The 24,219-nt window shown below is 41.9% G+C and carries 26 protein-coding genes and 2 pseudogenes; 15 read left to right on the forward strand and 13 right to left on the reverse strand.

Going from position 1 to position 24,219, the window contains the following annotated elements; genetic code table 11:
• Window positions 1–25: 25 nt before the first annotated feature.
• The 11 genes from DXC57_RS10790 (at window position 26) to DXC57_RS10840 (ending at window position 9,495) form a co-directional block, all read left to right on the forward strand.
• Window positions 26–493 (forward strand): GNAT family N-acetyltransferase, encoded by a 468-nt coding sequence (locus DXC57_RS10790; RefSeq protein WP_118652568.1) that lies wholly within the window; start codon window positions 26–28, stop codon window positions 491–493.
• Between the two features lie 183 nt (window positions 494–676).
• On the forward strand, window positions 677–997 hold the full coding sequence (locus tag DXC57_RS10795) for a TfoX/Sxy family protein (RefSeq protein ID WP_117498561.1): 321 nt from the start codon (window positions 677–679) through the stop codon (window positions 995–997).
• A 20-nt stretch (window positions 998–1,017) separates the two neighbouring features.
• Entirely contained in the window at window positions 1,018–1,617 is a 600-nt protein-coding gene (locus tag DXC57_RS10800) for an alpha/beta hydrolase (protein ID WP_118652570.1), read from the forward strand.
• A gap of 266 nt (window positions 1,618–1,883) precedes the next feature.
• Window positions 1,884–2,159 (forward strand): hypothetical protein, encoded by a 276-nt coding sequence (locus DXC57_RS10805; protein WP_118652572.1) that lies wholly within the window; start codon window positions 1,884–1,886, stop codon window positions 2,157–2,159.
• A gap of 30 nt (window positions 2,160–2,189) precedes the next feature.
• Window positions 2,190–2,399, forward strand: a complete 210-nt coding sequence (locus DXC57_RS10810; protein WP_118652574.1) for a hypothetical protein — start codon at window positions 2,190–2,192, stop codon at window positions 2,397–2,399.
• A 66-nt stretch (window positions 2,400–2,465) separates the two neighbouring features.
• Entirely contained in the window at window positions 2,466–2,885 is a 420-nt protein-coding gene (locus DXC57_RS10815) for a nuclear transport factor 2 family protein (RefSeq protein WP_117498569.1), read from the forward strand.
• Window positions 2,876–3,295 carry a DUF1648 domain-containing protein gene (locus DXC57_RS10820; RefSeq protein ID WP_243101464.1) on the forward strand — a complete coding sequence of 140 codons (420 nt, stop codon included), beginning with the start codon at window positions 2,876–2,878 and terminating at the stop codon, window positions 3,293–3,295. Before DXC57_RS10815 ends, DXC57_RS10820 begins: the two co-directional genes overlap by 10 nt.
• 147 nt (window positions 3,296–3,442) lie before the next feature.
• Window positions 3,443–6,430 carry a MobP3 family relaxase gene (mobP3, locus tag DXC57_RS10825; protein WP_118652576.1) on the forward strand — a complete coding sequence of 996 codons (2,988 nt, stop codon included), beginning with the start codon at window positions 3,443–3,445 and terminating at the stop codon, window positions 6,428–6,430.
• Window positions 6,431–6,444: 14 nt separating this feature from the next.
• Window positions 6,445–7,383 carry a DUF3991 and toprim domain-containing protein gene (locus DXC57_RS10830; RefSeq protein ID WP_118652578.1) on the forward strand — a complete coding sequence of 313 codons (939 nt, stop codon included), beginning with the start codon at window positions 6,445–6,447 and terminating at the stop codon, window positions 7,381–7,383.
• Window positions 7,384–7,437: 54 nt separating this feature from the next.
• Entirely contained in the window at window positions 7,438–9,219 is a 1,782-nt protein-coding gene (locus DXC57_RS10835; protein ID WP_118652760.1) for a VirD4-like conjugal transfer protein, CD1115 family, read from the forward strand.
• A gap of 12 nt (window positions 9,220–9,231) precedes the next feature.
• Window positions 9,232–9,495 carry a helix-turn-helix domain-containing protein gene (locus DXC57_RS10840; RefSeq protein ID WP_118652580.1) on the forward strand — a complete coding sequence of 88 codons (264 nt, stop codon included), beginning with the start codon at window positions 9,232–9,234 and terminating at the stop codon, window positions 9,493–9,495.
• A 126-nt stretch (window positions 9,496–9,621) separates the two neighbouring features.
• Here the strand turns inward: DXC57_RS10840 and DXC57_RS10845 are convergent, their stop codons facing one another.
• Window positions 9,622–9,960, reverse strand: a complete 339-nt coding sequence (locus DXC57_RS10845) for a helix-turn-helix transcriptional regulator (protein WP_117498576.1) — start codon at window positions 9,958–9,960, stop codon at window positions 9,622–9,624.
• Between the two features lie 200 nt (window positions 9,961–10,160).
• On the opposite strand from DXC57_RS10845, the pseudogene DXC57_RS10850 reads away from it, so the two are divergent.
• Window positions 10,161–10,553: pseudogene (locus tag DXC57_RS10850) on the forward strand (ATP-binding cassette domain-containing protein); the annotation flags it as partial.
• Between the two features lie 872 nt (window positions 10,554–11,425).
• Here DXC57_RS10850 and DXC57_RS10860 read toward each other — a convergent pair.
• From DXC57_RS10860 to DXC57_RS10870, 3 genes are all read right to left on the reverse strand, one after another.
• On the reverse strand, window positions 11,426–11,896 hold the full coding sequence (locus DXC57_RS10860; RefSeq protein WP_066545546.1) for a GyrI-like domain-containing protein: 471 nt from the start codon (window positions 11,894–11,896) through the stop codon (window positions 11,426–11,428).
• Window positions 11,893–12,135 carry a DUF3781 domain-containing protein gene (locus DXC57_RS10865; protein WP_066545556.1) on the reverse strand — a complete coding sequence of 81 codons (243 nt, stop codon included), beginning with the start codon at window positions 12,133–12,135 and terminating at the stop codon, window positions 11,893–11,895. The genes DXC57_RS10860 and DXC57_RS10865 overlap by 4 nt, the downstream gene beginning before the upstream one ends.
• Before the next feature lie 230 nt (window positions 12,136–12,365).
• Window positions 12,366–12,653, reverse strand: coding sequence for a competence protein TfoX (locus DXC57_RS10870; RefSeq protein ID WP_117498689.1), 288 nt, complete (start codon window positions 12,651–12,653; stop codon window positions 12,366–12,368).
• Here DXC57_RS10870 and DXC57_RS10875 point away from each other — a divergent pair.
• Window positions 12,652–12,849, forward strand: a pseudogene (locus DXC57_RS10875) (nitroreductase family protein); the annotation flags it as partial. The gene DXC57_RS10870 and the pseudogene DXC57_RS10875 sit on opposite strands and share 2 nt — an antisense overlap.
• 104 nt (window positions 12,850–12,953) lie before the next feature.
• On the opposite strand, the gene DXC57_RS10880 reads toward DXC57_RS10875, so the two are convergent.
• From DXC57_RS10880 to DXC57_RS10920, 9 genes are all read right to left on the reverse strand, one after another.
• Window positions 12,954–13,496, reverse strand: coding sequence for a hypothetical protein (locus DXC57_RS10880; RefSeq protein ID WP_118652582.1), 543 nt, complete (start codon window positions 13,494–13,496; stop codon window positions 12,954–12,956).
• A complete protein-coding gene (locus tag DXC57_RS10885) occupies window positions 13,489–15,606 on the reverse strand; it encodes a hypothetical protein (protein ID WP_243101465.1) in 2,118 nt (705 codons plus the stop codon). The genes DXC57_RS10880 and DXC57_RS10885 overlap by 8 nt, the downstream gene beginning before the upstream one ends.
• 65 nt (window positions 15,607–15,671) lie before the next feature.
• On the reverse strand, window positions 15,672–16,532 hold the full coding sequence (locus tag DXC57_RS10890; protein ID WP_118652586.1) for an ATP-binding cassette domain-containing protein: 861 nt from the start codon (window positions 16,530–16,532) through the stop codon (window positions 15,672–15,674).
• A 4-nt stretch (window positions 16,533–16,536) separates the two neighbouring features.
• Window positions 16,537–16,725 (reverse strand): hypothetical protein, encoded by a 189-nt coding sequence (locus tag DXC57_RS10895; RefSeq protein WP_118652588.1) that lies wholly within the window; start codon window positions 16,723–16,725, stop codon window positions 16,537–16,539.
• Window positions 16,726–16,751: 26 nt separating this feature from the next.
• A complete protein-coding gene (locus DXC57_RS10900; protein ID WP_117498586.1) occupies window positions 16,752–17,378 on the reverse strand; it encodes an ABC transporter ATP-binding protein in 627 nt (208 codons plus the stop codon).
• An 11-nt stretch (window positions 17,379–17,389) separates the two neighbouring features.
• Complete coding sequence (locus DXC57_RS10905) at window positions 17,390–18,733, reverse strand: FtsX-like permease family protein (protein ID WP_118652762.1); 1,344 nt, start codon at window positions 18,731–18,733, stop codon at window positions 17,390–17,392.
• A 106-nt stretch (window positions 18,734–18,839) separates the two neighbouring features.
• Complete coding sequence (locus tag DXC57_RS10910; RefSeq protein ID WP_118652590.1) at window positions 18,840–20,057, reverse strand: FtsX-like permease family protein; 1,218 nt, start codon at window positions 20,055–20,057, stop codon at window positions 18,840–18,842.
• Between the two features lie 17 nt (window positions 20,058–20,074).
• The gene (locus tag DXC57_RS15355; RefSeq protein ID WP_143331333.1) at window positions 20,075–20,602 is read right to left on the reverse strand and encodes a hypothetical protein; all 528 of its coding nucleotides are present in this window, start codon (window positions 20,600–20,602) and stop codon (window positions 20,075–20,077) included.
• 24 nt (window positions 20,603–20,626) lie between these two features.
• Window positions 20,627–21,367, reverse strand: a complete 741-nt coding sequence (locus DXC57_RS10920; protein WP_118652594.1) for a C39 family peptidase — start codon at window positions 21,365–21,367, stop codon at window positions 20,627–20,629.
• Window positions 21,368–21,702: 335 nt separating this feature from the next.
• Here DXC57_RS10920 and DXC57_RS10925 point away from each other — a divergent pair, with 335 nt between their 5' ends.
• On the forward strand, window positions 21,703–22,389 hold the full coding sequence (locus tag DXC57_RS10925) for a response regulator transcription factor (protein WP_182457291.1): 687 nt from the start codon (window positions 21,703–21,705) through the stop codon (window positions 22,387–22,389).
• Window positions 22,383–23,675: a HAMP domain-containing sensor histidine kinase gene (locus DXC57_RS10930; protein WP_118652598.1), complete on the forward strand. Its 1,293-nt coding sequence runs from the start codon at window positions 22,383–22,385 to the stop codon at window positions 23,673–23,675. The genes DXC57_RS10925 and DXC57_RS10930 overlap by 7 nt, the downstream gene beginning before the upstream one ends.
• The last annotated feature ends 544 nt before the right edge of the window (window positions 23,676–24,219 follow it).

Below are 24,219 nucleotides of genomic sequence, written 5' to 3' on the forward strand. Positions count from 1 at the left end.
TCAGAATTTGGAGGAGGTACGACAGATGAGAATTGAAGTTGGAACTGAGCAAGATGTTGATAGTTGGATGAACCTTGTAGAAAAAGTGAAAAATGCATTTCCTGGTCTTGAAACAGAAGAAGCTTTGAAGGAACATAGGAATACGGTTTTAGATTTTATAAGTAAGGATTCTGCAATATGTGCAAAAGAACAAGAAGAAATTGTTGGCGTACTATTATTTTCGAAAGAAAACAATGTGCTATGTTTCCTGGCTGTTGACCCAGAACATCGAAGAAAACATATTGCAGAAAAAATGGTGTCTTATATGCTTACAAAGATGAATCCTCAGAGTGATATATCTGTTACGACTTACAGAGAAGGAGTGCCTGAGGGAATTGCAGCCAGAGCATTCTATAAACGAATAGGTTTTTCTGAAGGTAAACTGACAGAAGAATTTGGAAGCCCTGTTCAAGAATTTGTGTTAAAACGGCAATCCTTGTCTTTGGAAAATTGAATGTGGAGTGTAAAAGATACTTTCATGACAGATAAACTTCAGCAAGAACAAAGCAAACAGCAATAGAAATCAAAAGCCGAGAAGAAAAACGGATATTTGAATTGAAACAGCAAAAGAAGAAAGAAAAACATCAGGCGTTAAGTCTCTGATGTTTTTTATACAAAGTCTAGTTGGGGGTAAATTATGGCATCAAGTGAAGGTTATTTGCAATTTATTTTGGGGCAGTTGTCTGGGCTAGATGAAATTACATATCGGGCAATGATGGGAGAGTTTATTATTTATTATTGTGGTAAGATTGTGGGCGGCATTTATGATGATAGATTGCTTGTAAAACCCACAAAGTCAGCGATTGCTTATATGTCAGATCCGGCATATGAAGTGCCTTATGAGGGAGCAAAAGAAATGCTTCTGGTAGAGGAAGTTGACAATAAAGCATTTTTGACAGGCTTATTTCACGCTATGTATGATGAACTGCCAATGCCAAAATCCAAAAAGAAAAAATAGGTGTTGCGGAGGATAAAACAATGGGTAAGGTGATTTTGTATATACATGGAAAGGACGGCAGTCCGGAAGAGGCAGAATATTATAAACCGCTCTTTGGAGAATATGAAGTAATTGGTTTTGACTATGCTTCCCAAACACCATGGGAAGCAGAAGAAGAATTTCCAAGATTATTTGATGATTTATGCGGCACATGTGAATCGGTAACAGTGATTGCGAACAGCATTGGTGCATTTTTTACTATGAGTGCCTTGGTAAATAAGAAAATAGAGCGTGCATACTTTATTTCTCCAGTTGTAGATATGGAAAAGTTGATTCGGAATATGATGCAGTGGGCGAATGTGACAGAAGATGAACTGCGCAAGCAGAAAGAAATCCCCACATCCTTTGGAGAAACACTTTCCTGGGAGTACCTTTGCTATGTAAAAGAACATCCCATTGTATGGGCAACTCCGACGCATATTCTGTATGGAGAAAAGGATAACCTGACATCTTATGAAACGGTAGCTGAATTTGTAGCTCAAATTAAAGCAACCCTCACAGTCATGAAAAATGGAGAGCATTGGTTCCATACAAAGGAGCAAATGGACTTTATTTCGGACTGGATCAAACAGTACATTTGACAACTTCCAGATAGGGAAGTTATTACAATGATATTCTAAAAACATGAGGAACCATGGCGTGAAACCATAGGTTCTTTTTGTTTTTTGAAACAGAGCAAACGATAGTTTGAAGGAGCAGTTTGTGTTAAAACTCTTATTTTTTACTTCCCGCTATCTGAAAGAGACACCTGTACAGATAGAAAATGGTTTTTATACTTTACGTTGTATAGGTTGGTGGAATATAATATACAAAGAAGACAAATCGGAAGTTGAAGGAGAAGTTAATTATGTGTTTACATGATATAGTTGCGGAAGAATTAACAGATAAAAAATCTCTTGCCGCTTTAATCTATTTAATTTGTCATGGACGAGAATTAGAATTTGAGATTGAAGGAAAAGAGTATTTTATTTCCTGCGATAAATCACAAAAATATGTTTCTTTATGGAATAATCAGAATGAACAAAGTTTTGATAGTGTTGATGAATTAATAGAAAATGCGTTGATAGAAAATAGAGCATTTTTATCAATATGGGAAAAGGCTAAAATACAAACTTTGTTATAAACAACTTGAATTGATGGGGAGGATACATAGATGGGCACAGTAGTTCTTTATAATATCATTTCTCTTATTGTCATCTTTGTTTTAATTTTTGCCCTAAGAATTGTCAGTAAGAGTGATTTAAGAAGAAATCAACAACTTATTATTAAAGTCATTGCGGCTATTTTAATTGTTTGTGTGATAACATTTATACTTTTTATTGATGCAATAGCAGTTGGCATTATAGGACTGGTTCCAAATTAACAATTCCAGTTTGTTGGGGATTGAGCAAAGTAGAAAATCGGAAGGAAGTTAGTGAGGTGCTGTATTGTGAATGAAAGAGAAAAAATTATTCACTTGTGGTTTGAAATGTGGCTTACAAAACAGGACTTAGGTATTGATAGTATTTTTGCAGAAGATGTAATTTATACCGAAAGTTGGAGCCCCCAATATAATAATCGTCAAATCGTAAAACACTGGTTTCAGGAATGGAATACCCGCGGCAAAGTCGTTACTTGGGAAATTAAACAATTCTTCCACAAGGAAAATCAGACGATTGTGGAGTGGTATTTTAAAAATGAAATGAACAATGGGAGTGTAGAGGAATTTGATGGAATTTCTCTGGTTGAATGGACAAGGGATAATAAAATAAAATCATTGAAAGAGTTTGGTTGCAATTTGCATAATTATAATCCGTATGAACATAGTGACCAGCCCGAATTTAGGGACGAAAGAGCAAGTTGGTTCTAACATTAGGAATGAATAACTTCTCATTTATTGAAAAACCGAGGAGACAGAAAAATGCAAATTATCAGAAAGAAGGAATTTTTATGCAACTTATAGGAAGCAGAAAATTAACATGGGGAATTTGCGGTATTGGTATTTTATTAGCAATAGTAAGCGTGCTTTTTTTACCTCAGATTATTCCTGTTCACTTTACAAATGGAATAGCAGATGATTTTGGAAATAAGGTAGAGATTTTTTTATTTCCTATTTTATTACTTATAATTACATTTTTGACAGGAAAAGAAAGCATTAAATATTTTTTGACACATTCAAAAACATTTTTGACAGATATACAGTATAATTTGATGATAGATAGTGTTCTTGGAATTGTTCTGATTGCAGAAAGTTATGTTATATATGCTTCATTTGCTTAAGAGTTTTTAAAGAAAACTCTCAATTTGTGCAACCGTAATACTTTATACCAATACTTATAAACGAAAAATAGAAGGGACCATGGCGTGAAACCATAGGTTCCTTTTGCATTTTTGAAAGAGAACAGTCAATATTTAGAGGAGCGGCTTATGGCAAAACTTATTTTTACTTCCCGCTACCTGCGTGATGCACCACCTGCACAGATGGAAAACTATGTCCGTTATATTGGAACGCGGGAAGGTGTGGAGAAGATGGATAGTAGTAAACATTATCTTCCAGAAACAATCCATCAGAAACAGCTGATCAAACAATTACTCCGGGATATTCCGGAGGCAAAGGAGATGTTGGAGTATGAAGATTACCGGAGAAAGCCAACCATTGGAACCGCTTCGGAGTTTATCTCCTGTGCGTTGGAGCGGAATCTGGATCTAATTGCAAAGCGTGAGAACTATGTGGATTATATTGCAGGCCGTCCCCGAGTAGAACGGATCGGAGAACATGGTCTGTTTACAGATGAAGGAGAACCGGTGATCCTTCGTCAGGTACAAAAAGAAGTAGCAGAGCGTAAAGGTGTGGTGTGGACTCATGTGATCTCCCTGCGACGGGAGGATGCAGCCCGGTTAGGGTATGACAGTGCCGCCCAGTGGATGGCATTGCTGCGTTCTAAGCGGGCGATGCTGTGTAAGCATATGAAAATTAACAGTGCCAATTTAAGATGGTATGCCGCATTTCATAATGAGAGCCATCATCCCCATGTGCATCTGATGGTGTACTCGGCAAAAGATAGGGAGGGATATTTGTCGAAGCAGTCCATTGAGGCTATGCGTTCGGAACTGGCACATGATATTTTCCGCCAGGATTTTGCCAATATCTATGAGAAGCAGACGCAGTCCCGTGCAGACTTGAAGATGCAGTCCGCAGAGGTAATAAGGGATTGGCTAAATGAAATCCAGTCAGGGACATTCCAGAGTTCGGAAATTGAAACGAGTATTCTGGAACTTTCCAAACGGCTACAGCATACAGGAGGTAAAAAAGTTTATGGATATTTGAAACGGGATGTAAAGGATCTGGTTGATCACATTGTAGATGAGCTGGGAAAAGACAGCCGGGTGTCGGCTCTATATCAGGAATGGGACTTGTGGCAGAAGGAGATCACATTGAGCTACAAACAACAGACAGAGGAACTGCCGCCTCTGTCCAAACAACCCAAATTAAAGAGTATCAGAAACATGGTGATTGCGGAAGCGTTAAAGCTGGGCAGTTACCATATTTTATTTGAGGAAGAAGAGACGGGATTGGAAGCATCGAATGATTGGACAGAGCAGGAACCAGAACAGGTAGAAGAAATGACAGAAGAAGAGGATACCGATTCGGAACATGTAGAGGAAGAAATTCAGAGGATGTCTTTTTTCAACGGTAGAAAAGGAACATCCGGTTCTAACTGGTGGACGGATGGATACAAGCAGGCAAGAAACTATTTGTATGGCAGTGATTCTGTGCTGCAGGATTTTGAAAAGGCATATCAGAAATTTCTTCAGGAAGCAGAACATGGGAATGGGTTTGCCATGCAGGATCTTGGGCGAATGTTTGCAGATGGTTTAGGACGGGACATAGATATGACTCTGGCCCAGGAATGTTATAGAAAAGCTCTGGAGGCATTTCATACAGAAGAAATGTCGGTGAAAGAACGGCAGAAACCGTATCTCCAATACCGCATTGGAAAAATGTATGCTTCAGGACTGGGAACAGAACAAAATAATGAGCAGGCAGCATATTGGTTTTCTCAGGCGGCTGAAGCGAATCATAAGTATGCCCAATATTCCCTGGCCGGGCTTTACCGCCGGGGACGGGGAGTGGAACAAAATGATATACGGGCATTCTCTTTATACAGGAGTTCGGCAAATCAGGGAAATCCCTATGCCAGTCTGGAACTGGCAAAGATGTATCGGGATGGTCTTGGTACAAAGCAGGATCCGAAACTAGCAGAGAGGAGATTTCAGGATGCGTATTCCGGCTTCGTGATATTGGAAGAAAAGAGCCATGATGATAAACTTCAGTACCGGATTGGTCAGATGCTCCACACAGGAACGGGAACCGAAGCGGATGATAAGAGAGCAGCTGAATATTGGGAGAAGTCTGCCAAGCTTGGAAATACCAATGCCCAGTATGCACTCGGAAAACTTTGGCTGGAAACAGAAAGTGGAGACAGTAATTTGGCAGTGGAATGGATCACCAAAGCGGCAAATGCAGATCATTCCTCCGCTCAGTATGCATTAGGGAAACTGTATCGGGATGGTGTGTATTTTGAAAAAGATATGGATCAGGCTATGAAGTGGTTCCGTTCTTCAGCAGAGCTTGGAAATGCATATGCGGCATATCAGATGGGGCAGCTACTGCTTTTAGGAAAAGGAGGATCCAAGGATGTGGAAACCGCCATGAAATGGTTGAAGATGTCTGCGGAAAAGGGAAATTCCATCGCTCAGTACCGTTTAGGAATGTTGTATCTGAACGGGGAGGAGATCCCAGTTCAAGTGGATGAGGCAGTGAAATGGCTTCAGAAGGCAGCCGACCAGGAAAATGAATGGGCTTTGTATCAACTGGGGAAATTATATTTTTCTGGTGAACAGGTAAAAAAGGATGTGGAGACTGCAGTCCGCTACCTGAAACTGTGTGCAGAAAAAGGAAATCAATATGCCCAGTATAGTTTGGGAATGGTATATCTCAAAGGGGATGAGGTTCCGATTCAAGCGGAAGAGGCAGTGAAATGGCTACAGCAGGCAGCGGATCAAGGATATGAGTGGGCGTTTTATCAGTTGGGAAAGTTGTATCTTTGCGGCAAGGACATCCCATGTGACAGGGAAAAGGCAGTGGAGTATCTCACTGCATCGGCAGAACAGGGAAATATCTATGCCCAGTTTTTACTGGATCATTTGGATTCATTTCAGAATCCCTCCTTGTTTCTGGCAGCGACCAGGCTGTTGCATCAGCTGGAACGGGTATTCCAGCAAGATGTGCAGAGGTCATTAGGGGTAAGTCGGAATCCGATTGACCGAAAACGTTGGCGGAGGCTGGCAGAGAAAAAGCAGGCTCAGGGATACAAACGGGATGATCGGGAGCAGGTACAAGGCAATTATTGACAAAGGAGGAAGGTATGGGAGGATTTATTTATTTTACAGAAGAACAGAAGCAAAGGGCCAATGCGGTAGATCTGGAAGATTTTCTTTCCAGACAGGGAGAGAAATTGCTTCGTTCTGGAAGAGAAAAACGGTTGGCCAGTGATCACAGTATTACAGTAAGAGGAAACCAATGGTATGATCATGCAACAGAAAAGGGAGGCTATTCCATTGATTTTGTGAGGATGTTTTACAATCAGAGTTTTCCGGATGCAGTTACTATGCTGTTGGGAGGGGAGCAGGGGGAAGCATATAGGGAAAGCATGGAGCAGGAACAGGAACCGAAAAAACCATTTATACTCCCGGAGGCCAATCGGACGATGCACCGGGCTTTTGCATATCTGGTAAAGACACGCTGTCTGGATCCTAAAGTCGTGTCTGTATTTGCAAGAAGACATATGATTTATGAAGACGCGAAATACCACAATGCAGTTTTTGTGGGGTTTGATGTGGATGGAATTCCACACCATGCCCATAAGCGAGGAACCTGTCAGCGGGGGAAAACGTTTAAGGGAAATGTGGAAAGCTGCGATCCAAGATACAGTTTTCACTGGATTGGGAAAAGCGATACGGTGTATGTTTTTGAAGCTCCGATTGATATGCTGTCCTTTATTTCTATGTATCAAAAGGATTGGATGGAGCATAGCTATGTGGCACTCTGCGGGGTAGCGGAACACGCACTGTTACAGCTTCTTGAGGATGTACCACACCTTTCGAAAATCGCTCTGTGTCTGGATCATGATAAAGCAGGAATCGAGGCAGGAGAGCGGATTAAAAAACGGCTGTCTGAGCGGGGATACAGAGATGTGTTCCCGCTTTTTTCTTGTCAGAAGGACTGGAATGAAGATCTCCAGGCATTACAGAAGCCGCCGCCGGAGTTCGTAGCAGAATGTCAGACAGTCACGCAGATGATGTGAGGGGAGGGAATACCAATACAGGGAATAATTATGTTTGTGTGTATTGGACTGGGAATGTTTGCAGTGATCGGAGGCCTGGTTATGCTGTCCAGTCACTATACACTCAATGGGATCAAGTCAAAAACTGTTGGGGATGGGCAGTACGGGACCGCCCGGTTTGCGACAGAAAAGGAAATCAGGGAAATATATGCCCATGTGCCCTATGAACCAGAGCAATGGAGAACTGGAAAGCATCTTCCAAAAGAACAGGGGTTGGTAGTTGGATACAAAAAGAAAGGAAATTCCATCACAGCATTGGTGGACAGCGGGGATATTCATTGCCTTATGATCGGAGCCGCCGGAGTAGGTAAGACAGCTAACTTTTTGTATCCGAATATCGAATACGCCTGTGCATCTGGGATGAGTTTCCTGACTACAGATACCAAGGGAGATCTGTTCCGGAATTATGCAGGAATTGCAAAGGACTGCTATGGATACCGGATTTCAATCCTCGACCTGCGGAATCCTACCCGTTCGGATGGAAACAATATCCTGACACTGGTTAATAAATATATGGATGAGTATTTAATGAATCCAAAGAATCTGGCAGCTAAGGCCAGGGCAGAGAAGTATGCAAAAATTACGGCAAAAACCATCATCAGTTCCGATGGGGCATCGGCCAGCAGCTATGGGCAGAATGCCTTTTTCTATGATGCGGCAGAAGGACTTCTGGCATCGGTCATTTTGCTGATTGCAGAGTATTGCCCGCCAGAGAAACGCCACATTATTTCGGTGTTCAAGCTGATCCAGGATCTTCTGGCACCATCCCCGGTAAAGAACCGGAGCCTGTTTCAGTTACTGATGGATAAACTGCCTCCTAACCATAAAGCAAAGTGGTTTGCAGGGGCAGCTTTAAATTCTGCAGATCAGGCAATGGCTTCCGTATTGTCCACAGCCATGTCGCGGCTCAATGCGTTTTTGGATTCCGAAATGGAGCAGATCCTGTGCTTTGACAGCACCTTGGATACGGAAACATTCTGCAGGGAAAAGTCAGCAATCTTTATTGTGCTGCCAGAGGAAGATAATACGAAATATTTTATGGTGTCCCTGTTTTTACAGCAGCTCTATCGGGAAATGCTCATGATCGCTGATGAATGCGGGGGAAAACTTCCAAACCGGGTGATGATGTTTGCAGATGAAATTGGAACCATCCCCAAAATTGAGTCCATGGAAATGATATTCTCCGCAGGACGTTCCAGACGGATCAGCATGGTTCCCATTATTCAAAGTTTCGCACAGCTGGAGAAGAATTATGGAAAAGAAGGTTCCAGTATTATCATCGATAACTGCCAGGACATTCTGTTTGGAGGCTTTGCACCCAACTCAGAAAGTGCGGAGATTTTATCAAAAGCACTGGGAAACAGAACCGTTTTGTCTGGTTCTATTTCCAGAGGAAAAAATGATCCCAGCCAGAGCCTGCAGATGATGAGCCGGCCGTTAATGGCTCCGGAGGAATTAAAGACGCTTCCCAAAGGTCATTTTGTGCTGGCCAAGACAGGAATCTGTCCCATGAGAACCCAGCTTCCTCTGTTCCTAAAATGGGGAATCCAGTTCGGGGAAGCCTATGAGGTGGCAGAACAGGCAGCCAGAACGGTGGCTTATGCGGACCGGTTTGAACTGGAACAGGAGATTGTACGGAGGCAGACTGCCTGTGAAGATGAGGAAGAGTGGGAGGAGGGGAGATTGGAAGAAGAGGGAACAGGAGAGAGCCAGTTTGAGAAAGCATATGAAGAGGAGCATCGAAAATGTAAATGGAGGCATGATTCCCCTCCAAGACCGCCGCTTAGGACAGACTAGAGGAGGATAGGTGTGGGATATTTTTCGAAGATTTATGCATCTGAACTGCCCCATCGGGCCAAAGCTGTCTATATGTACCTGAAAGACCGATGCAATGCAGAGGGACAGTGTTATCCGGCAATTGGTACCATTGCAAGGGAGCTGAATCTGTCACGAAGGACGGTAGAACGGGCAATCCAGGACTTGGAAAAGGCTGGTCTACTTCAAAAAGAGCAGCGGTGGAGAGAAAATGGTGGCAGAAGCAGCCTTTTATATACCTTGACTGAGTACAGTTAAAAGAAAAGTGCCACCAGGGGGGACATCTGCCCTTCTGGTGGCATAAGGGATATAGCATTGTGGCGTATCCTGCTAAGAGAACACTTGAAAATTATCATAGGCAGAAAAAGAAATACTTTAGAAAGACTATTTTTCTGTATGGGAATGCCCCAGCATTTCGTGGACTGCAGCCAGGATTACTTTTTTATCTCTGGCAGTTAGCTCCATGAACAGCCGGAGGAGTTCTTGGTCTTCTTTATCGACAAAAGACAGCTGAGGATGGATCAGGGCGTCACCAGGGATGTTGAGCAGGTGTGCTAAGCGAAGCAGGACTTCCAGGCTGGGACGTTTTTCGCCTTTTTCAAGCCCCATAAGAAAGCGGGGGGTGATATCGACCTGTTCAGCTACCTGTTCCTGTGTCAAGCCTGCCCGCTTTCTGGCAGTTTTAAAAATAGCTCCCATATAAGATGTATTGAAAACCTCCACTGATAGTTCACCTCCACTGTCATTTTACAGTTCTTGTTGAAAGAAATGAACGCTCTAATAATTCTTGTTATACATGAACTAATAGTTCAAAAAAGATGGTGTGTTAACATTTTATGAATTGCTTTTTCTTTATGAAATCTTCAAAATAGAAGTTTATCCTTTTTCTTATAATTAATTATAAAGAGAGGATACGACAGAATATGAGTAAGATTTTAAAAACAACAGACCTTTGTAAATCTTTCAGCGGGCAAAGTGTCGTAAACAACTTATCACTGAATATTGAAAAAAATTCCGTTTATGGATTATTGGGGCCGAATGGAGCAGGAAAATCCACAACACTAAAAATGATCACAGGTATTTTGAGGCCGACTTCTGGAAGTATTGAATTTGACGGTCATACATGGAAGCGCAGCGATTTAAATCATATCGGAGCATTAATTGAAATGCCGCCTCTTTATGAGAACTTAACTGCCTATGAAAATCTGAAAGTTAGGACAATCATTTTGGGATTGCCAGATAAGAGAATTGACGAAGTGCTGCAAGTTGTCCGACTGACTGGAACAGGCAAGAAGCGAGCCGGACAATTTTCTCTTCAGTTTTACTGGTAATAGTGAAATTTCTCTTAAAATTTCTTTTTCCTCTAATTCGATTCCTATCACATCTACTTCTTCAATGTTGTACTTAGGATGTCTATTTCTATATCTGATTTGATTTTTGCAGATATTGATACAAACACGCATTAGCCATGCTTTTTCATGTTCTTGATTATTTAACTTAGGTTTTTTTAGTAAATATCTTACATACGTTTCCTGAACCGCGTCCTCAGCATCCTGGACATTAGACAGCATAAACACTGCTATTCGATAAAGATTGTCCATGTACTCGATAAACAATTCCTCTGTTTTCATTTATTTTTACCTCTCTATATAAAACACACCATATAAGCCGTTATGGTGACATATTATTTGAAAAAATTTATTCGGCTTTCATTTGTTTCTTTGATTCATTATTTGAATGCTAAAAAAGGCGGTAGCATATTCGGCTATCGCTGAAGTTTGATAATCAGCGTTCGATATGAACATTGCAGGATAATAGTTTCGTTATATCAGGAAAACGGTTATAAATGTAGAAAATCCCGGCGAGTGTCGGGACTTTGTGGACGGTCTGGGTAATACTATGGTATTGCTCATTCTTTTTTCAAATCGTTATGAAATCTTCAAATATGTTATGTAATATTAAATTTTATATCTAATTTTCGATTATCTGCATAAATACTATACTTTCAAGCATTTTGAAGTATAGTAAAACACTTATTTTACCACGAATTTACCACTATTGAATGAGCCTTGATATGATAATGAAACAGCACTAAAAAGACACGATTGACACCTGCGTGGTGTCTTTTGTTAAAAAGCAGTCAATCATAAAGACTAACTGCTCTGTGTGTAAGGATATAAAATTGTTTCTAATCTTGAATAGGTATCCAAATTTCAATAACTGAATTATCACTATTCCAATGAAAACGATAATCATATTTTTCAAAGTGTAGGATAATATCTTTTATAGGAATATACGATGTACTAGGAATAATTTCTTGATAAATCTTGCCATAAGTTTCATATATTTTATCCATAGCACCAATATGCTCCACAACCAAATATTTATAAGACGGTATTTTTTTATACAGAAAGCCCTCTGGGGTAATGGCTCTTTTGGGAATAGAACAGAAATAATAAAGTTTTCCATTTCTTCTTTCCATAAAAGCATATTTTACCCAATTTCCCGAGTGTGAAAGATACGCTTTTTTCAAACTACTGTTAAACTTTCTCCAAAACTGTGTACTAATCTGAATATTCTTTTTTTGATAATCAGTAAGTTCTACTTCCTGCCCAATAACTGCAAATGCGTTTAATTCCTTTATAGAAAAATTTATCATTTTACCTTGTGAGCAGTGATAACGGTATAACTGTACGCATTTACCGTTATAATACAATTATCAATCGTTATATACCAGTTTTTTCCTTTTCTTATGATTTCCGCATTAGAAAGACTAATTCTTTCTTTGCACCATTCAATTACATTTTCTATATTCAAAGATAAATTCTTTTTAATTCTAATAACGCCAAGTTCAGTCGTGTGGAGTCTGTCTAAGTTTTCCAGTAATTCATTTTCCATATTTTGATACCTCATTTTTCAACAAATTTATTTGTATGTTTTATATCCCAATTATACCATCCTCATATCAGTATCACAATAAAATTTTATGCACCGATAATCTTGTTGAACAGCTCTAACAGTACATTAGTTTGTCATTCCAATTGGAAATTTAGGTAAGAAAAAGCAGACAATCAAAAAGACCAACTGCTTTGTGTGTATGGATATGAAATTGTAAAACTAGAGGCTGTTCATTTTTTCTTTTTAGGTTTTGGCGTTGGTAGTTCATCATACATCACATCAAATAAACCTGTCAAAAAATCTTTATTATCCACTTCTTCGATTAATAACATTTCTTTAGTATTTTCGCATGGAATTTCATAGATAACTGTTGGTATATAAGAGATTGCAGACTTTGTTGGTTTTACAAGTAGCCTATCATCATATATACCGCCAACGATTTTTCCGCGATAATAGATAGTAAATTCTCCTATCATTGCACGATATGTTATTTCTTGTAAATAAAGAATACAAAAAATGTAATTCCTATATTGCAAAAAAAGATATTCTGTTAGAGCATATGAAGATAAGCCTGTAGAAAAAGAAAAGCTGGATAAAATATTGGCTTCCGCCCATGTTGCACCAACTGCGGCGAATTTGCAGCCAGTCAAATTATTGGTGGTACAGGATAAGGAACGGCTAAATAGTATTGCAAAGGCTGGAAATATTTATAATGATTACTTATAGAGCATGAAATAGGTATATGTGGAAATAATGCAGCTGCCGAATCAATCGCTTGAGTTTGGAAATTCAAGCGATTGATTCGGTATATAGGTTACTTATAAAATTATAATTATGATGAAAACGGGAACCAGCATCCAGATGACTAAAAGCCAGGGGAATTTCCGTCCTATGAACCAGCTAATGAGGATATCAATCAGTAATATCGGGATTAGAAGCAGGCAGCCGGGAATCAGCAGAGTTTCCCAGTGATACCAGTGAAAAAATCTTCCGTAAAATACAGCAGCCAGAAGGAATACGGCATCTATCAGAAGGAGTGATCCTACAAAGGCTGCACTGCATCGAATGAACGCGTAAATCAGTGGATTTACGGGTGTAGCATGGGTGATTACAGATGTTCTCTGTTCCGATTTTGAAAAGAAGAATGACAGAAAGAACAGGGTACCAATCCATAAAAGGGGTAGGAGCCGAAGAAGATAGTCACAAAAACTTTGCACAGAAAAGGGAGCCGTCTGTTCGATTCCTAAAAGCGTTACCTGATTTAAGATCTGCCATCCGGTAAATAGAATAACGGCCAGGATACCAACAAAAAATTGATTCCAAAGAAGCCTTTTTAATTCGTAAAAAAAGATTCTAGTCAAGATTTAAATCCTCCTCTGTCAGCCCGCAGGCATCTAAAAATTCCTGTTCAGTCAAGTAGGGGTACATGGGATCCACTTCCCGGTTAAAAAGCTGGTACAGAATCTGATCCATCGCTTCCTCGCCGCCAACAAGTTCTTCTGCTTTTAAAATTTTTAGAGGCATTTCATTGTAGTACCGCATGGTAGAGAGCTGGTTGGAAATGTCCAAACGTTTTTCTTCTGGCAGTGCCTCCAGGTATTGGGGATTGCGGATGTAAAAGTTATTGTAATAGTCATCAACTGCTGTTTGCCACTGGTCAATGTAATGTTCTTTGGCATAAGCGTCTCCGTAAAGATCTTTGATGATCCGGTATGTGGTATAAACGGTTAGTCCTTCCGCAGACCAGGCACTGTCTGGCTGGGAGACATCGAACATAGCTCCAAGTCCCCACCACTGATGAACCATTTCATGGATCATGACTTCTCCGGGGATTGCACCTTTATCGGAATCATGCAGATTTTGGGCAGTAAAATCCTGTTCATCTACCAGACTGACACCGGAACGTGCATATCCGCCATTAGAGATACGACCTTGAATTAGTTTTAAAGAGTCGAAAGAGAAGAACTGGGGCATTCCATAATGAGAGGAGCAGTATTCCATAACTGTTTGGATTGCTTCTGCGGCATTGGCTTCTTCCATGATCGGCTGGTGCTTACGACCATAATAGAACTGAATTGTTGTACCCACAGCTTCAATATCCTGGCGGACATAGTCTCCTGCATAGAGAATACCACGGTTTTCTGTATCTTCGATTCTCCATGTAATGGTTCCGTTGTCATGCTCTGCTTCTTTTTTTGCCTCGGCTAGTCCAAACGGGATTACAGTCATGGTGTCTGGAAGAGTAATATCTGTGATGGAAGAAAACGTACCATCTGCAGTTCCTGCATTCATGATTGCGGGAGCCAGAGCCTGATTTTCCAGACATAAATACTTTGAGCTGATCTCCGGTTTTCCCTGCATGGTTTCCATTAGATTCCAGTCCTGTGGGAATCCATGGTAGTCAAAACAAAGATCGATGGACTCAAGAGCAGGGATCGTGACATTTAAAAGTGCCATATTGGATTCCTGATAATCGTCAATTTGGAAAGGCACAGGCTGGCCATTGGCCTGGACAGAATTTACCTTATAGCCGGGATTGACTGCAAATGCCACCTCTTGCTCTGTTCCTGTTGTATTTTCAATTTGGAAGGATGCAGTGCCGGATACGGTTCCCTTGGAAAGATTGGGATGGACATCTGTGACCCTTTTTTCACAGAACACTCCCTCCAGGTAGGGAATTTCAAAAAAGGTGGTGGCAGACAGATCCGGATTGCTGTGATCCAGGAATGGCTGAAACTTATATAAAAAGCCGCAAAAAGCAAAAAGGCAGACTGTAATCATGGGACGCCAGAAGCGGCGGATACTGTACTTCATGGAACCCAAGGGACCTTTGCCATATTGTCGAATACACAGATAGGATAAGAGCCAAACTGCTGCCGCGCCTGTGATCCAAGTAAAACGCATATAAGCTACCGAACGGAAGATACGGAAATTTGTAAAATCATCTGAGATTGCCCATACGCAGGGGTTGAGCCAGCACAGCTGCCAGTTGTCTTTCCAGATGGTCAGGCTCAGTCCGGCCAGGGCAGCCAGTATGACGATAGACAGATCCAGACGGCGGGTGAACTGATATGCACAAGAGGACAACAGGATAGCAATGGGTATGGCCATTCCCATAAATAAAAAGTAGCATAAGAAATAGGTTAGGCTATCAAAAACACTTCCAGAAGCCATCATGGTAAATGGCATCCAGACAACTACAGTGATACTCCATGCTAAACCAGCGGTACCTATAAGAGACAACAGACGGATGCAGGAAACAGTCAGTGGAGAGACAATTGAATATAGGAGCGCCTCCATCTGCCCGCGTTTTACCCGATTCCATTCCCAGACAGTCAGGAATGCAAACAGAAGGCTGGAAAAGATTCCAGCGGCCAGGGATGGATTGGCCAGATAGGTCCCCAAAGTGGTAGCCTCCGTTGGTTGATATAGAAACAGACCCATGACAGGGGAAAGAACGGTAAGTCCCATAATCAGCCAGGTTAGAGGCGAACGCAGAAGACGCCGGAACTCTAACCAGAATAAGGAAAAGATTCTCATCGCAGTTCCTCCTTGGAGATCAGATAAAGGTAGGCGTCTTCTAAGGTGGGTTCTTCGGCGTGAGCGTAAGAGGGAAGTGTTTCCCATACCCCCCTGCAGCGTACCCCGAAAGCAGTATTGACACGGCTTGTAATGTGAAGACCCTGCTCATGGGACGTGTCCTGTTCAAAAAAGGTGCCTACGTGTCCAGCGGCGAGCCGGATCAGGTCAGACGGTGCTCCAGTAAAGAGGATGGAGCCGTGGTGGATAACAATCAGCTGGTCACAGACAGACTGTACATCCTCGATGATATGGGTGCTTAAAAGTACCAGACGTTCCTGGGCAGCCTGGGAAAATAAGTTGCGGAAGTGGATCCGTTCTTCTGGATCCAATCCTACGGTTGGCTCATCAAAAATCAGGAGTTTTGGATCGCCTAAAAATGTTTGGGCAATTCCAACCCGCTGACGCTGACCGCCGGACAGGGTTCGGATCCGGGCATTGGATTTTTCCGTAAGGTTGACTTCCTGGATCACTCTAGTCAGAATGGTTTTTGTGTTGGATAATCCCTTTAAGGCAGCCATATAGTCCAGGAACTGATAAACAGTCAGCTCTTCATAAAGTCCAAATGTCTGGGGAAGGTATCCCAAGTGGCTTTTTAACAGATGTTCCTGTTTCAAAAGTGGCTGTCCATCTACAAGGATACTTCCGTTTGAAGGAACCAAGGCAGCTGTCAGAAGCTTCATCAGTGTGGATTTTCCAGCACCGTTTGGTCCCAAAAGTCCGATCATGCTGGGAGCTTTTAGTTCCAGATTCAAATTTGAAAGAGCTTGTTTCCCATTGGGATAGGTCATACTTAAATCCTGAATGCGAATGTCCATGTTGTTATATCCTTTCGTTTTTAGATTCCTGCATTTTTAGGTTGGACAGTTTTTGTTCCACCCTGCATTTCACATCATCACTCAGTGGGATGGAATCAGCGGCAGCCTTTAACTGTTCTGCAATATAATCATCCAATGGATCCTGACCGGGAATATAGTTGGATGGAATGGTATTTGGGTTTTCTCTTGTCATAAGCGGCCCCTCTTTCTGTTGGTATTTTATATCAGAGTTCCATGATCCAGTTTCAAAATGTGATCCGCTGCCTGAGCGACTTCCCTGCTGTGGGTAACAACGATGACACATTTTCCAAGCTCATGGGCTGTTTGTTTTAGGAGTTCAATAATCTCTCCTGTTGTGGTTTCATCCAGGTTCCCAGTTGGTTCATCAGCAAGAAGAACCTTTGCTTCACTGGCCAGAGCACGGGCAATCGCCACTCTTTGCTGCTGACCGCCGGATAACTGGAGGACATTCCGGTTCCAGGCATCCTGTGGGATATTTACTTTGGTGAGAAGTTCTCTGGGATCTTTGGTTCCGCCCAACTTTACGTTTTCCTGAGCGGTAAGATAATCAATCAGGTTATAGTTTTGAAATACCAGAGAAATATGGTGTCTGCGATGGAAATTAAGTCCACATTTTTGAATATCCTCCCCATCGTATTGGATTACTCCTTCGCCAGGAGTGTCCAGTCCGGCAAGAAGGGAGAGAAAGGTGGTTTTTCCGGATCCGCTGGAGCCTATGATGGAATAAAATCTGCCCGCTTGAAATCCGGCGGATATTTGGTGCAGCACAGGGATGTTTTTTTGTGTTCGGTAAGTATAACTTATATGGTTTGCTTCCAAAATCATTGCAAGACCTCCTAACTCATTTCGCTCAAAATTTCTCTTGGCTTTTTGCGGAACATCGTAATTCCTGCAAGAGAAACAGATAATAAGGTTAACAGTGTGATGCTGATGCCATCAGCACAGAACATGGATGAGGACAGAGATATCTGTACATCCGTTACTGTCAGCTCTGGGGCAACATATTCAGTCTGTATTTGATTTGCCGTTTGATCTTCTTGAAGCTGTGCCTGTTGTTCCTGCTGAACGACCAGGTATTCAGCCGCAGTTTTGGAAACCATGGGAGCAGCCAGAAAAGAAAGGCTGACGGCAATAATTCCGATGAAAAAGGCCTCCAGAATCATTTGAAAAAGGATTTCCAGCTTTGAGATTCCTAAGGACATCAGGATCCCTATTTCATGGGTTCGGCTTTTCATCCAGAAAACAAAAATAAGGGATAAAATAATGAAACTGGCACCAGCAATAATGAGTAAAAGCATTTGGCTGATATGCTCCAGGTCATTAAAATTGGATGCCATAGTATCCAGATTTCCATTGTTATCAATCAAATCATACCGTTCCCAGTTGATGTCAGTCTGTTGGATTCGTTCCTTTACTGCTTCGTATTCATCGACCTGTTCAACTTTGAAATAGGCTTTTTCAAACAGTGGGGAATCCTGTTCCGCTTTTGCCGGAAAGTCCAGATTTGTAAAAATAATGTTTTCGGAGCGGTAGGTGTCGCCGGACATATAAGGAGTCATAGGTTCCCTGACCTGGTAGATCCCTACAATCTCTGCATATTGGATTGGACCTTCCTGCTTAACAGGGGAAAAGCCGATCCGGTCACCGACTGTAAGATTATTTAAAAGGGCAAGTTCTTCTGATATTACGCAGACATCCTGGTCTTGGGGGACAGTCATACGCCCATCTTTTATGGTTACGACTCCATTTAAGACATTAGAATCCAAATTCATCGTGCGGTTGCCTACCAGGGAAACACCTTTAGAATCATAGGTTTGATCTTTGTCCGGATCTTCAATTCGGGAAAAGCCCTCTGGCTTTACAGGAGTTGGAACCGTTGTAATATTGTAATCAGAGATTCCGGAAGCAGCAGCTATTTTTTCAATGTCTTCCCGGACGAGGGATTCAAAAGAATGATCCGTCCACACATATCCGGAGGGCTGTCCATTGCTGATGATCGTTTCTGCATGAACGCCTTGATAACTGCCGCTTTGTCCGACTCCGAACGTTTCTTCGATTGCTTCAAATGCTTCCTGAAGACGTTTGTTTCGATTTTCCGGGTTTCCTTCTAACAGGAAACCGGCCCCGATTGCCTGCCGGGTGCTGTCTTTTGCTGCAATATTAGCAGAGCGGCTTGCCATACCAGACAGAAACAGAAGACTGATCGTACCGATTACAAGAAGCAGAAGGATGCTTTTGACAGGTTTTCTGAGGCAGGATCGGATGGCTCTTTGAAATAGATTCACATTATCCCTCCATTCTGGATAAGATATCTTTTGGGTTGGTAGTTAAAACGGGAACCAGGGACAGCAGCACTGCTGTCAAAATTACCAGGCTGCCAGCTACAAACAGAATGACAATTTCTTTCATCTGAAGGCTTGGTGTCATGACAAGTGCGAGTTCCGAGGCTGAAAGGATGGCCTGCACTACATTAGCACTGAGAGTTCCAAGACAGCACGCCCCTACGGCAGCCAGGAGAAAGATCATGACAGATTCCAGAAAGGTCTGGAGAAAGATGGCTCCCTTTGACTCTCCAAGACTGATGAGTATAGCCTTTTCCCTCTGACGGTTTCTCATCCACATACACAGAAGCAGAGAAACAATAACGGTTCCGGACAAAAGTGTGAAGGTCATCATAAGTTTTGTAATCCGAATGATCTGTTCCAGAGGGGCTTTCATCTGCTGGTATAAGAGATCGGAGGATGTAACCTTTGCCTTTTCTCCCAACAATTCCTGCAGTTTCTCAGCCAGAGCCTCTGTCTGCTCTGGCTGATCGGTATAAACAATCAATCGGTTGAACCGATCGGCACCAAATAGGGTTATATAGGATTTGGCATCGATAAAAATCTGATTTTCGATACGGTACAGGGAATCCAGAGTATTGTCCTGTTGGTGTTCATTTCCGGAAAGAAACAGGCCACAGACGGTTGCGGAAATGGTTTTTCCATGCTCATTTTCCAAACGAATTTGATCTCCGATGGAAATACCATTGATTGTGGCAAATGTTTCATTTATGACTGCACTGGAATCAGACTGCGGATTGATCAGTTTTCCACCGGTCAGGCGATAGTTCTGTGTGGCAAAGGGGCCATCTTTTTCTAAATCGTCATAAGCGGTTAAACGAATCTGTGAATTTTCCGGTTTCTGAGAATCACTGGCTGTAATGGGTAAGAAATCGGAAAGATAACCTGGGCTTTCTGCATGACGGTTCAGGAATGTGACATGAGGCAGCTGTGCTGCAGCAGAAATATCCTGACTGGAAAGCTGGTATGTATCCTGCGTGATCTCACAGACTGCTTTCGCCTTTGATTTTTCCTGCATAGACACTTTGGTTGTTTGGGCGGCATGAAGAATCATGACAGTGCCGAGTATCATACTGTTTACCAGTAAAAGGATCAGAAATAATAAAACAGTTTTTGACCGTTTGCGGAACAGGTATAAGCAGGCTCTGTGATAAAATGACATGATAGTTTCCTCCCTGCTTATTCGTAACGGATCAGGAAAATCTGCTTGGCCAGAATCGCTCCGGATTCGTCTGCTTCACCATAGACAGCGATAGATGTTTCTTTTTTGATATCTGCGGCACTTGCGGTTTCCAGTGAAAGTGCTCCAGTAGATTGGTTGATGCGGGCAAGCTGGAACGTGCAGTTTTCCAGATAGTTGACAGTAAGGAGATTTTCCGCATTTTCTGAATCAACGGCCATGATGGCAGCCCCGGCATCTGTTGTTGAGAGCGGGTTAAGGGTCAGATCTGTATCAGAAAAAGCAGTCACCTCGCCAGAGACAGTGGCAGAATTCAGTAATTCTTCTGCACTGGCAGGCACATTGTTCGGATGTGTTTCCGAGGATTCCTGCTGAGGTTGTTCTGTCTGGGGCTCAGACACAGTATTGGTTTGCTGCATTTCGGTTTCTGTCTCAACGGGTTGATTTTGAGGTTTACTCTGACACCCGGCCAATGAGAAAATACATAAGAGAGTTGCGAATCCTACTGTTATTTTTGTGTGTTTCATGTGATATCCACCTTTCTGTTATTTCTATAAGGCTTGAAATGCCCATAGATTACTAATTTGATGTTCCAGTGTTTGATAATCCCAAAGTTGATTGCTTCGCTCTTTACTGTTGGGATCCTTTATGATAAATTTTCCATCCTTGAGTCCCGTGATAACAATGAAATGTCCAGTTGTTGTAAAATCACCGGGACGCATACTGCAGATGATTGGCTGTCCAGATGACAGGGAGTTTTCCATTGCGGATTGAGAGAGGGTCAATTCTTCTCCGATAATGCCGAAATGGGATGCACCATCGCTCATCAGAGACCAGCTGGTGCCCGAATCTGGGGCATAATACCCTTGCTGCGTGGCATAGCTGGCTATTGTATAGGGGGTAATGGTGTTTTTGCCGGTTAGACCAGCAATTACCATAGACAGGCAGGTAGGACCACATCCGTTTACCGCTATTACATCGTCTCCATAGAATGCGTATCCCCATCGTGGATCGTATTGCAGAAGGAGCGGATAGGTTCCAAGTTTTACATCACCGATGGTATCAGAGAAAACCTCTCCTTTTTTATTGGGATACTCCAATACAAAGTCCAACATATCCAGATTTTTGGATAACATTTCGAGGAGTTCGGAGGGGTATTCCTGAAAGTGATCGATAATGTCCTGTATTTTTGGCTCCTGTTTTTTCAATGTCTGTAAGGTCTGCAGCAGATCCGCATCCGTAGAATTTTCTATCGGAGTATCGGATACATTGCCATTTTGATCTGCTGCCATGATTATATAATCAGAATCTGAATCAGATGGTGGGGAAGAGCGGCTCCTGTAAAAAAGACGGACAGCACATATGCTGATAACCGAAATAAGTACCAGGCCTAATATCATACGGAAAATGTTTCGACGATTGTGTTTTTTTCGCCGTTTCCGAGACCGTTGTTGACATAGCAATTGAATCCCTCCTTTGCTGTTTTCTGCATACCATTTTATTCAAAAACTTATCTAAAACTCCTCTAAGAAAAAGAAAGATTTTGATGAATTTTTAGAGGACTTTTAGAGATTTTCCCTGGTATATTTGATATACTGAACCGTGAAAAAGAAAGGGATGATTTATTGTGAAGATACTCATATTGGAAGATGATATAGAGCTGAGTTTGGCAATGAAGCAGGAACTTTTGAGAAATGATTATATGGTGGACTGCTGCCATGATGGGGAAACAGGGCTTCTCTACGCACTCAATGCAGAATTTGGATATGATCTGGCCATTGTTGACCGGATGCTGCCGGTCATTGATGGGCTGACAATTATTAAAGCCATGCGTAAAAAAGGAATTTCGGTTCCAGTAATTATTATTACAGGAATGTCCTCTATTGATGACCGGATTGATGGTCTGGATGGAGGAGCAGATGACTATCTGGTCAAACCGTTTTATATCCGTGAACTATTGGCAAGGGTACGGGCTTTGACTAGAAGGCCTCATGAAATGAAAGAGCAGGATATTCTTTCTTATCAGGACTTAAAGCTGGAACGCTCCAACCGGAAACTTAAGGCTAATGGAAAGGAACTTCTGTTGACAGCCAAGGAATCGGAACTTCTGTACACCTTACTCAAATCACCGGAAACGCTTCTGACAAGAGAACAGCTGGTTCTAAAAGTTTGGGGAACTGATTCAGACATTGAACCTGGAAATGTAGATAACTATATTTCCTTTCTCAGAAAAAGGCTAAAGCAATTAAACAGCATATGTGAGATTAAGACTATTTATGGAAGCGGATATCAGTTGAGGTGCAGCCTATGCTGAACCATTTATTTCAAAAACTGCACCTGTTTTTTGTTATGACAATCATGGTAATTGTTACGGGCGTGATTGGATTATCCTTTTCCAATCATGTAAATGCAAGCGAGGCGGCAGAAGTAACCTTTTTACAGAGAATGACAGCGCTGATCGTTAATCAGCTGGAGGAAGAAGGGGCGAATGCAAAAGAAGTTCTTTCTGCCTATGAAAAAGATATGTCTGTATCATCAAAATTGACCGATGCATATGGAGAACTTCTCTACGAGAGCAGAACTGGTTTAGAGGATATTGAAGGACAGCTGAACAATGTGGGAATGCAGATTGTTACCTATTCGGCAGAAGAGGAAGGCAATCAGACCAAACTTCCAGCCGTGGAAGGAATGGTTGAGATGAAAGGAAACCATTATGAGAGGTATCTGATTAACCTGGCCCATTTTACTTCCGAAGATGATACAAACAATTCATTGACTCTGGTTTATGAGCAAACGCCTATATTTCAGATGTTTTTGGAACAGCTGCCTATGTATCTGGCAATCTGGATTGTCACACTGCTTTGTGTCAGTCTGGTCAGCCGCTTTTTGCTGAAGAAAGCCTTGGAGCCAACCGAGCGTGTGATGCAGAGCCAGAAAGAGTTTGTTGCTTCTGCCTCCCATGAACTGAAAGCACCATTGGCTGTGATTGTGGCAAATGTGGAGAATATGCAGCATGAAGCACAAAACGAAGGGCTTCAGGGGAATTTAAAAGTCATTGATTCGGAGTGTATGCGTATGTCCCGTTTAATTAAGGATATGCTTCTTTTAGCGTCATCGGATGCGGAAAAGTGGACGATCCATACTTCTGAGGTCAATGTGGATACGCTGCTTATTTCTTTGTATGAAGCCTATGAACCGCGGTGCATGAAAAAGAAGATAAAATTGACTTTGGATCTGGGAGAAGAGTTATTTCCAGTTATTATGACAGACAAGGAGCGATTGTTCCAGCTGCTCAGTATCTATCTGGATAATGCACTGCATTATAGTCCAGAGGGAAAAGAAATCCAGATCCGGGTGGATATGTCTTCAAAAGAACTGACGTTCTGGATTGCAGATCATGGAATTGGCGTGGAAGAAAAGGACAAACCATTTATCTTTGATCGGTTCTACTGTGCAGACCAGTCTCACACAGATAAATCGCATTTTGGACTGGGGTTAAGTATTGCAAAAGAACTGGCCCGGATGCTGCAGGGAAAGATTGGTATGGAAGATACGCCGGGGGGAGGAGCCTCTTTCTTTTTCACACTGGCTTTAAAATGATAGAAAAGGAATGGACGATTCAATGATGGGAGTTCTTTCATGAATCAAGTATTAATTGAAAAGATATTTGTGGAATACAATGGGATACTGAAATTATTGAATATTTCATTATTCTGTTGAATAGTAAAAAATTTATAATTGCGGATCCAGCCTGTTAAAAAAAACGGTATCTTGACGGGCTGTAGAAGCACGCCATAATTTTATCCCTTCAAGCTCCGTTTGGAGTTTGGGGGGATATTTTCATGTGCTGGAATTGTATGCTGCGAATTCGTAGCTGCACGATTCAATTTTTGATTTAAAGTTTTCTGTTAAGAAACATAACAGCGAAATAGGTTTTATAGAGATTTTTGAAAGCTGGTTATGGAAACAGGATGTTTGTGGTCAGAAAAGTGAACTATTAGAGCATATAAAACATGAAATAAGTGTCTGTATGGATAAAACTGTCTGTGCAGGCACTTTTTTGCGTTCTGAGAGCGAAAGTTTCAGGTGTCGAAGCCCTCCGCTTGTCCTTCATTTTCGAGAAATTGAGCGAATGAAGGAGGAC

Origin of the sequence: Clostridium sp. TF06-15AC (assembly GCF_003481165.1) — a bacterium.
In the GTDB taxonomy this organism is placed as follows: domain Bacteria; phylum Bacillota; class Clostridia; order Lachnospirales; family Lachnospiraceae; genus Otoolea; species Otoolea fessa.

Coding starts and splice junctions, on each gene's coding strand:
- DXC57_RS10790 (WP_118652568.1), top strand. CDS start 26: ATGAGAATTGAAGTTGGAACTGAGCAAGATGTTGATAGTTGGATGAAC.
- DXC57_RS10795 (WP_117498561.1), top strand. CDS start 677: ATGGCATCAAGTGAAGGTTATTTGCAATTTATTTTGGGGCAGTTGTCT.
- DXC57_RS10800 (WP_118652570.1), top strand. CDS start 1,018: ATGGGTAAGGTGATTTTGTATATACATGGAAAGGACGGCAGTCCGGAA.
- DXC57_RS10805 (WP_118652572.1), top strand. CDS start 1,884: ATGTGTTTACATGATATAGTTGCGGAAGAATTAACAGATAAAAAATCT.
- DXC57_RS10810 (WP_118652574.1), top strand. CDS start 2,190: ATGGGCACAGTAGTTCTTTATAATATCATTTCTCTTATTGTCATCTTT.
- mobP3 (WP_118652576.1), top strand. CDS start 3,443: ATGGCAAAACTTATTTTTACTTCCCGCTACCTGCGTGATGCACCACCT.
- DXC57_RS10830 (WP_118652578.1), top strand. CDS start 6,445: ATGGGAGGATTTATTTATTTTACAGAAGAACAGAAGCAAAGGGCCAAT.
- DXC57_RS10835 (WP_118652760.1), top strand. CDS start 7,438: ATGTTTGCAGTGATCGGAGGCCTGGTTATGCTGTCCAGTCACTATACA.
- DXC57_RS10860 (WP_066545546.1), bottom strand. CDS start 11,896: ATGATAAATTTTTCTATAAAGGAATTAAACGCATTTGCAGTTATTGGG.
- DXC57_RS10865 (WP_066545556.1), bottom strand. CDS start 12,135: ATGGAAAATGAATTACTGGAAAACTTAGACAGACTCCACACGACTGAA.
- DXC57_RS10885 (WP_243101465.1), bottom strand. CDS start 15,606: ATGGGACTTACCGTTCTTTCCCCTGTCATGGGTCTGTTTCTATATCAA.
- DXC57_RS10890 (WP_118652586.1), bottom strand. CDS start 16,532: ATGGACATTCGCATTCAGGATTTAAGTATGACCTATCCCAATGGGAAA.
- DXC57_RS10895 (WP_118652588.1), bottom strand. CDS start 16,725: ATGACAAGAGAAAACCCAAATACCATTCCATCCAACTATATTCCCGGT.
- DXC57_RS10900 (WP_117498586.1), bottom strand. CDS start 17,378: ATGATTTTGGAAGCAAACCATATAAGTTATACTTACCGAACACAAAAA.
- DXC57_RS10905 (WP_118652762.1), bottom strand. CDS start 18,733: ATGGCAAGCCGCTCTGCTAATATTGCAGCAAAAGACAGCACCCGGCAG.
- DXC57_RS10910 (WP_118652590.1), bottom strand. CDS start 20,057: ATGTCATTTTATCACAGAGCCTGCTTATACCTGTTCCGCAAACGGTCA.
- DXC57_RS15355 (WP_143331333.1), bottom strand. CDS start 20,602: ATGAAACACACAAAAATAACAGTAGGATTCGCAACTCTCTTATGTATT.
- DXC57_RS10920 (WP_118652594.1), bottom strand. CDS start 21,367: ATGGCAGCAGATCAAAATGGCAATGTATCCGATACTCCGATAGAAAAT.
- DXC57_RS10930 (WP_118652598.1), top strand. CDS start 22,383: ATGCTGAACCATTTATTTCAAAAACTGCACCTGTTTTTTGTTATGACA.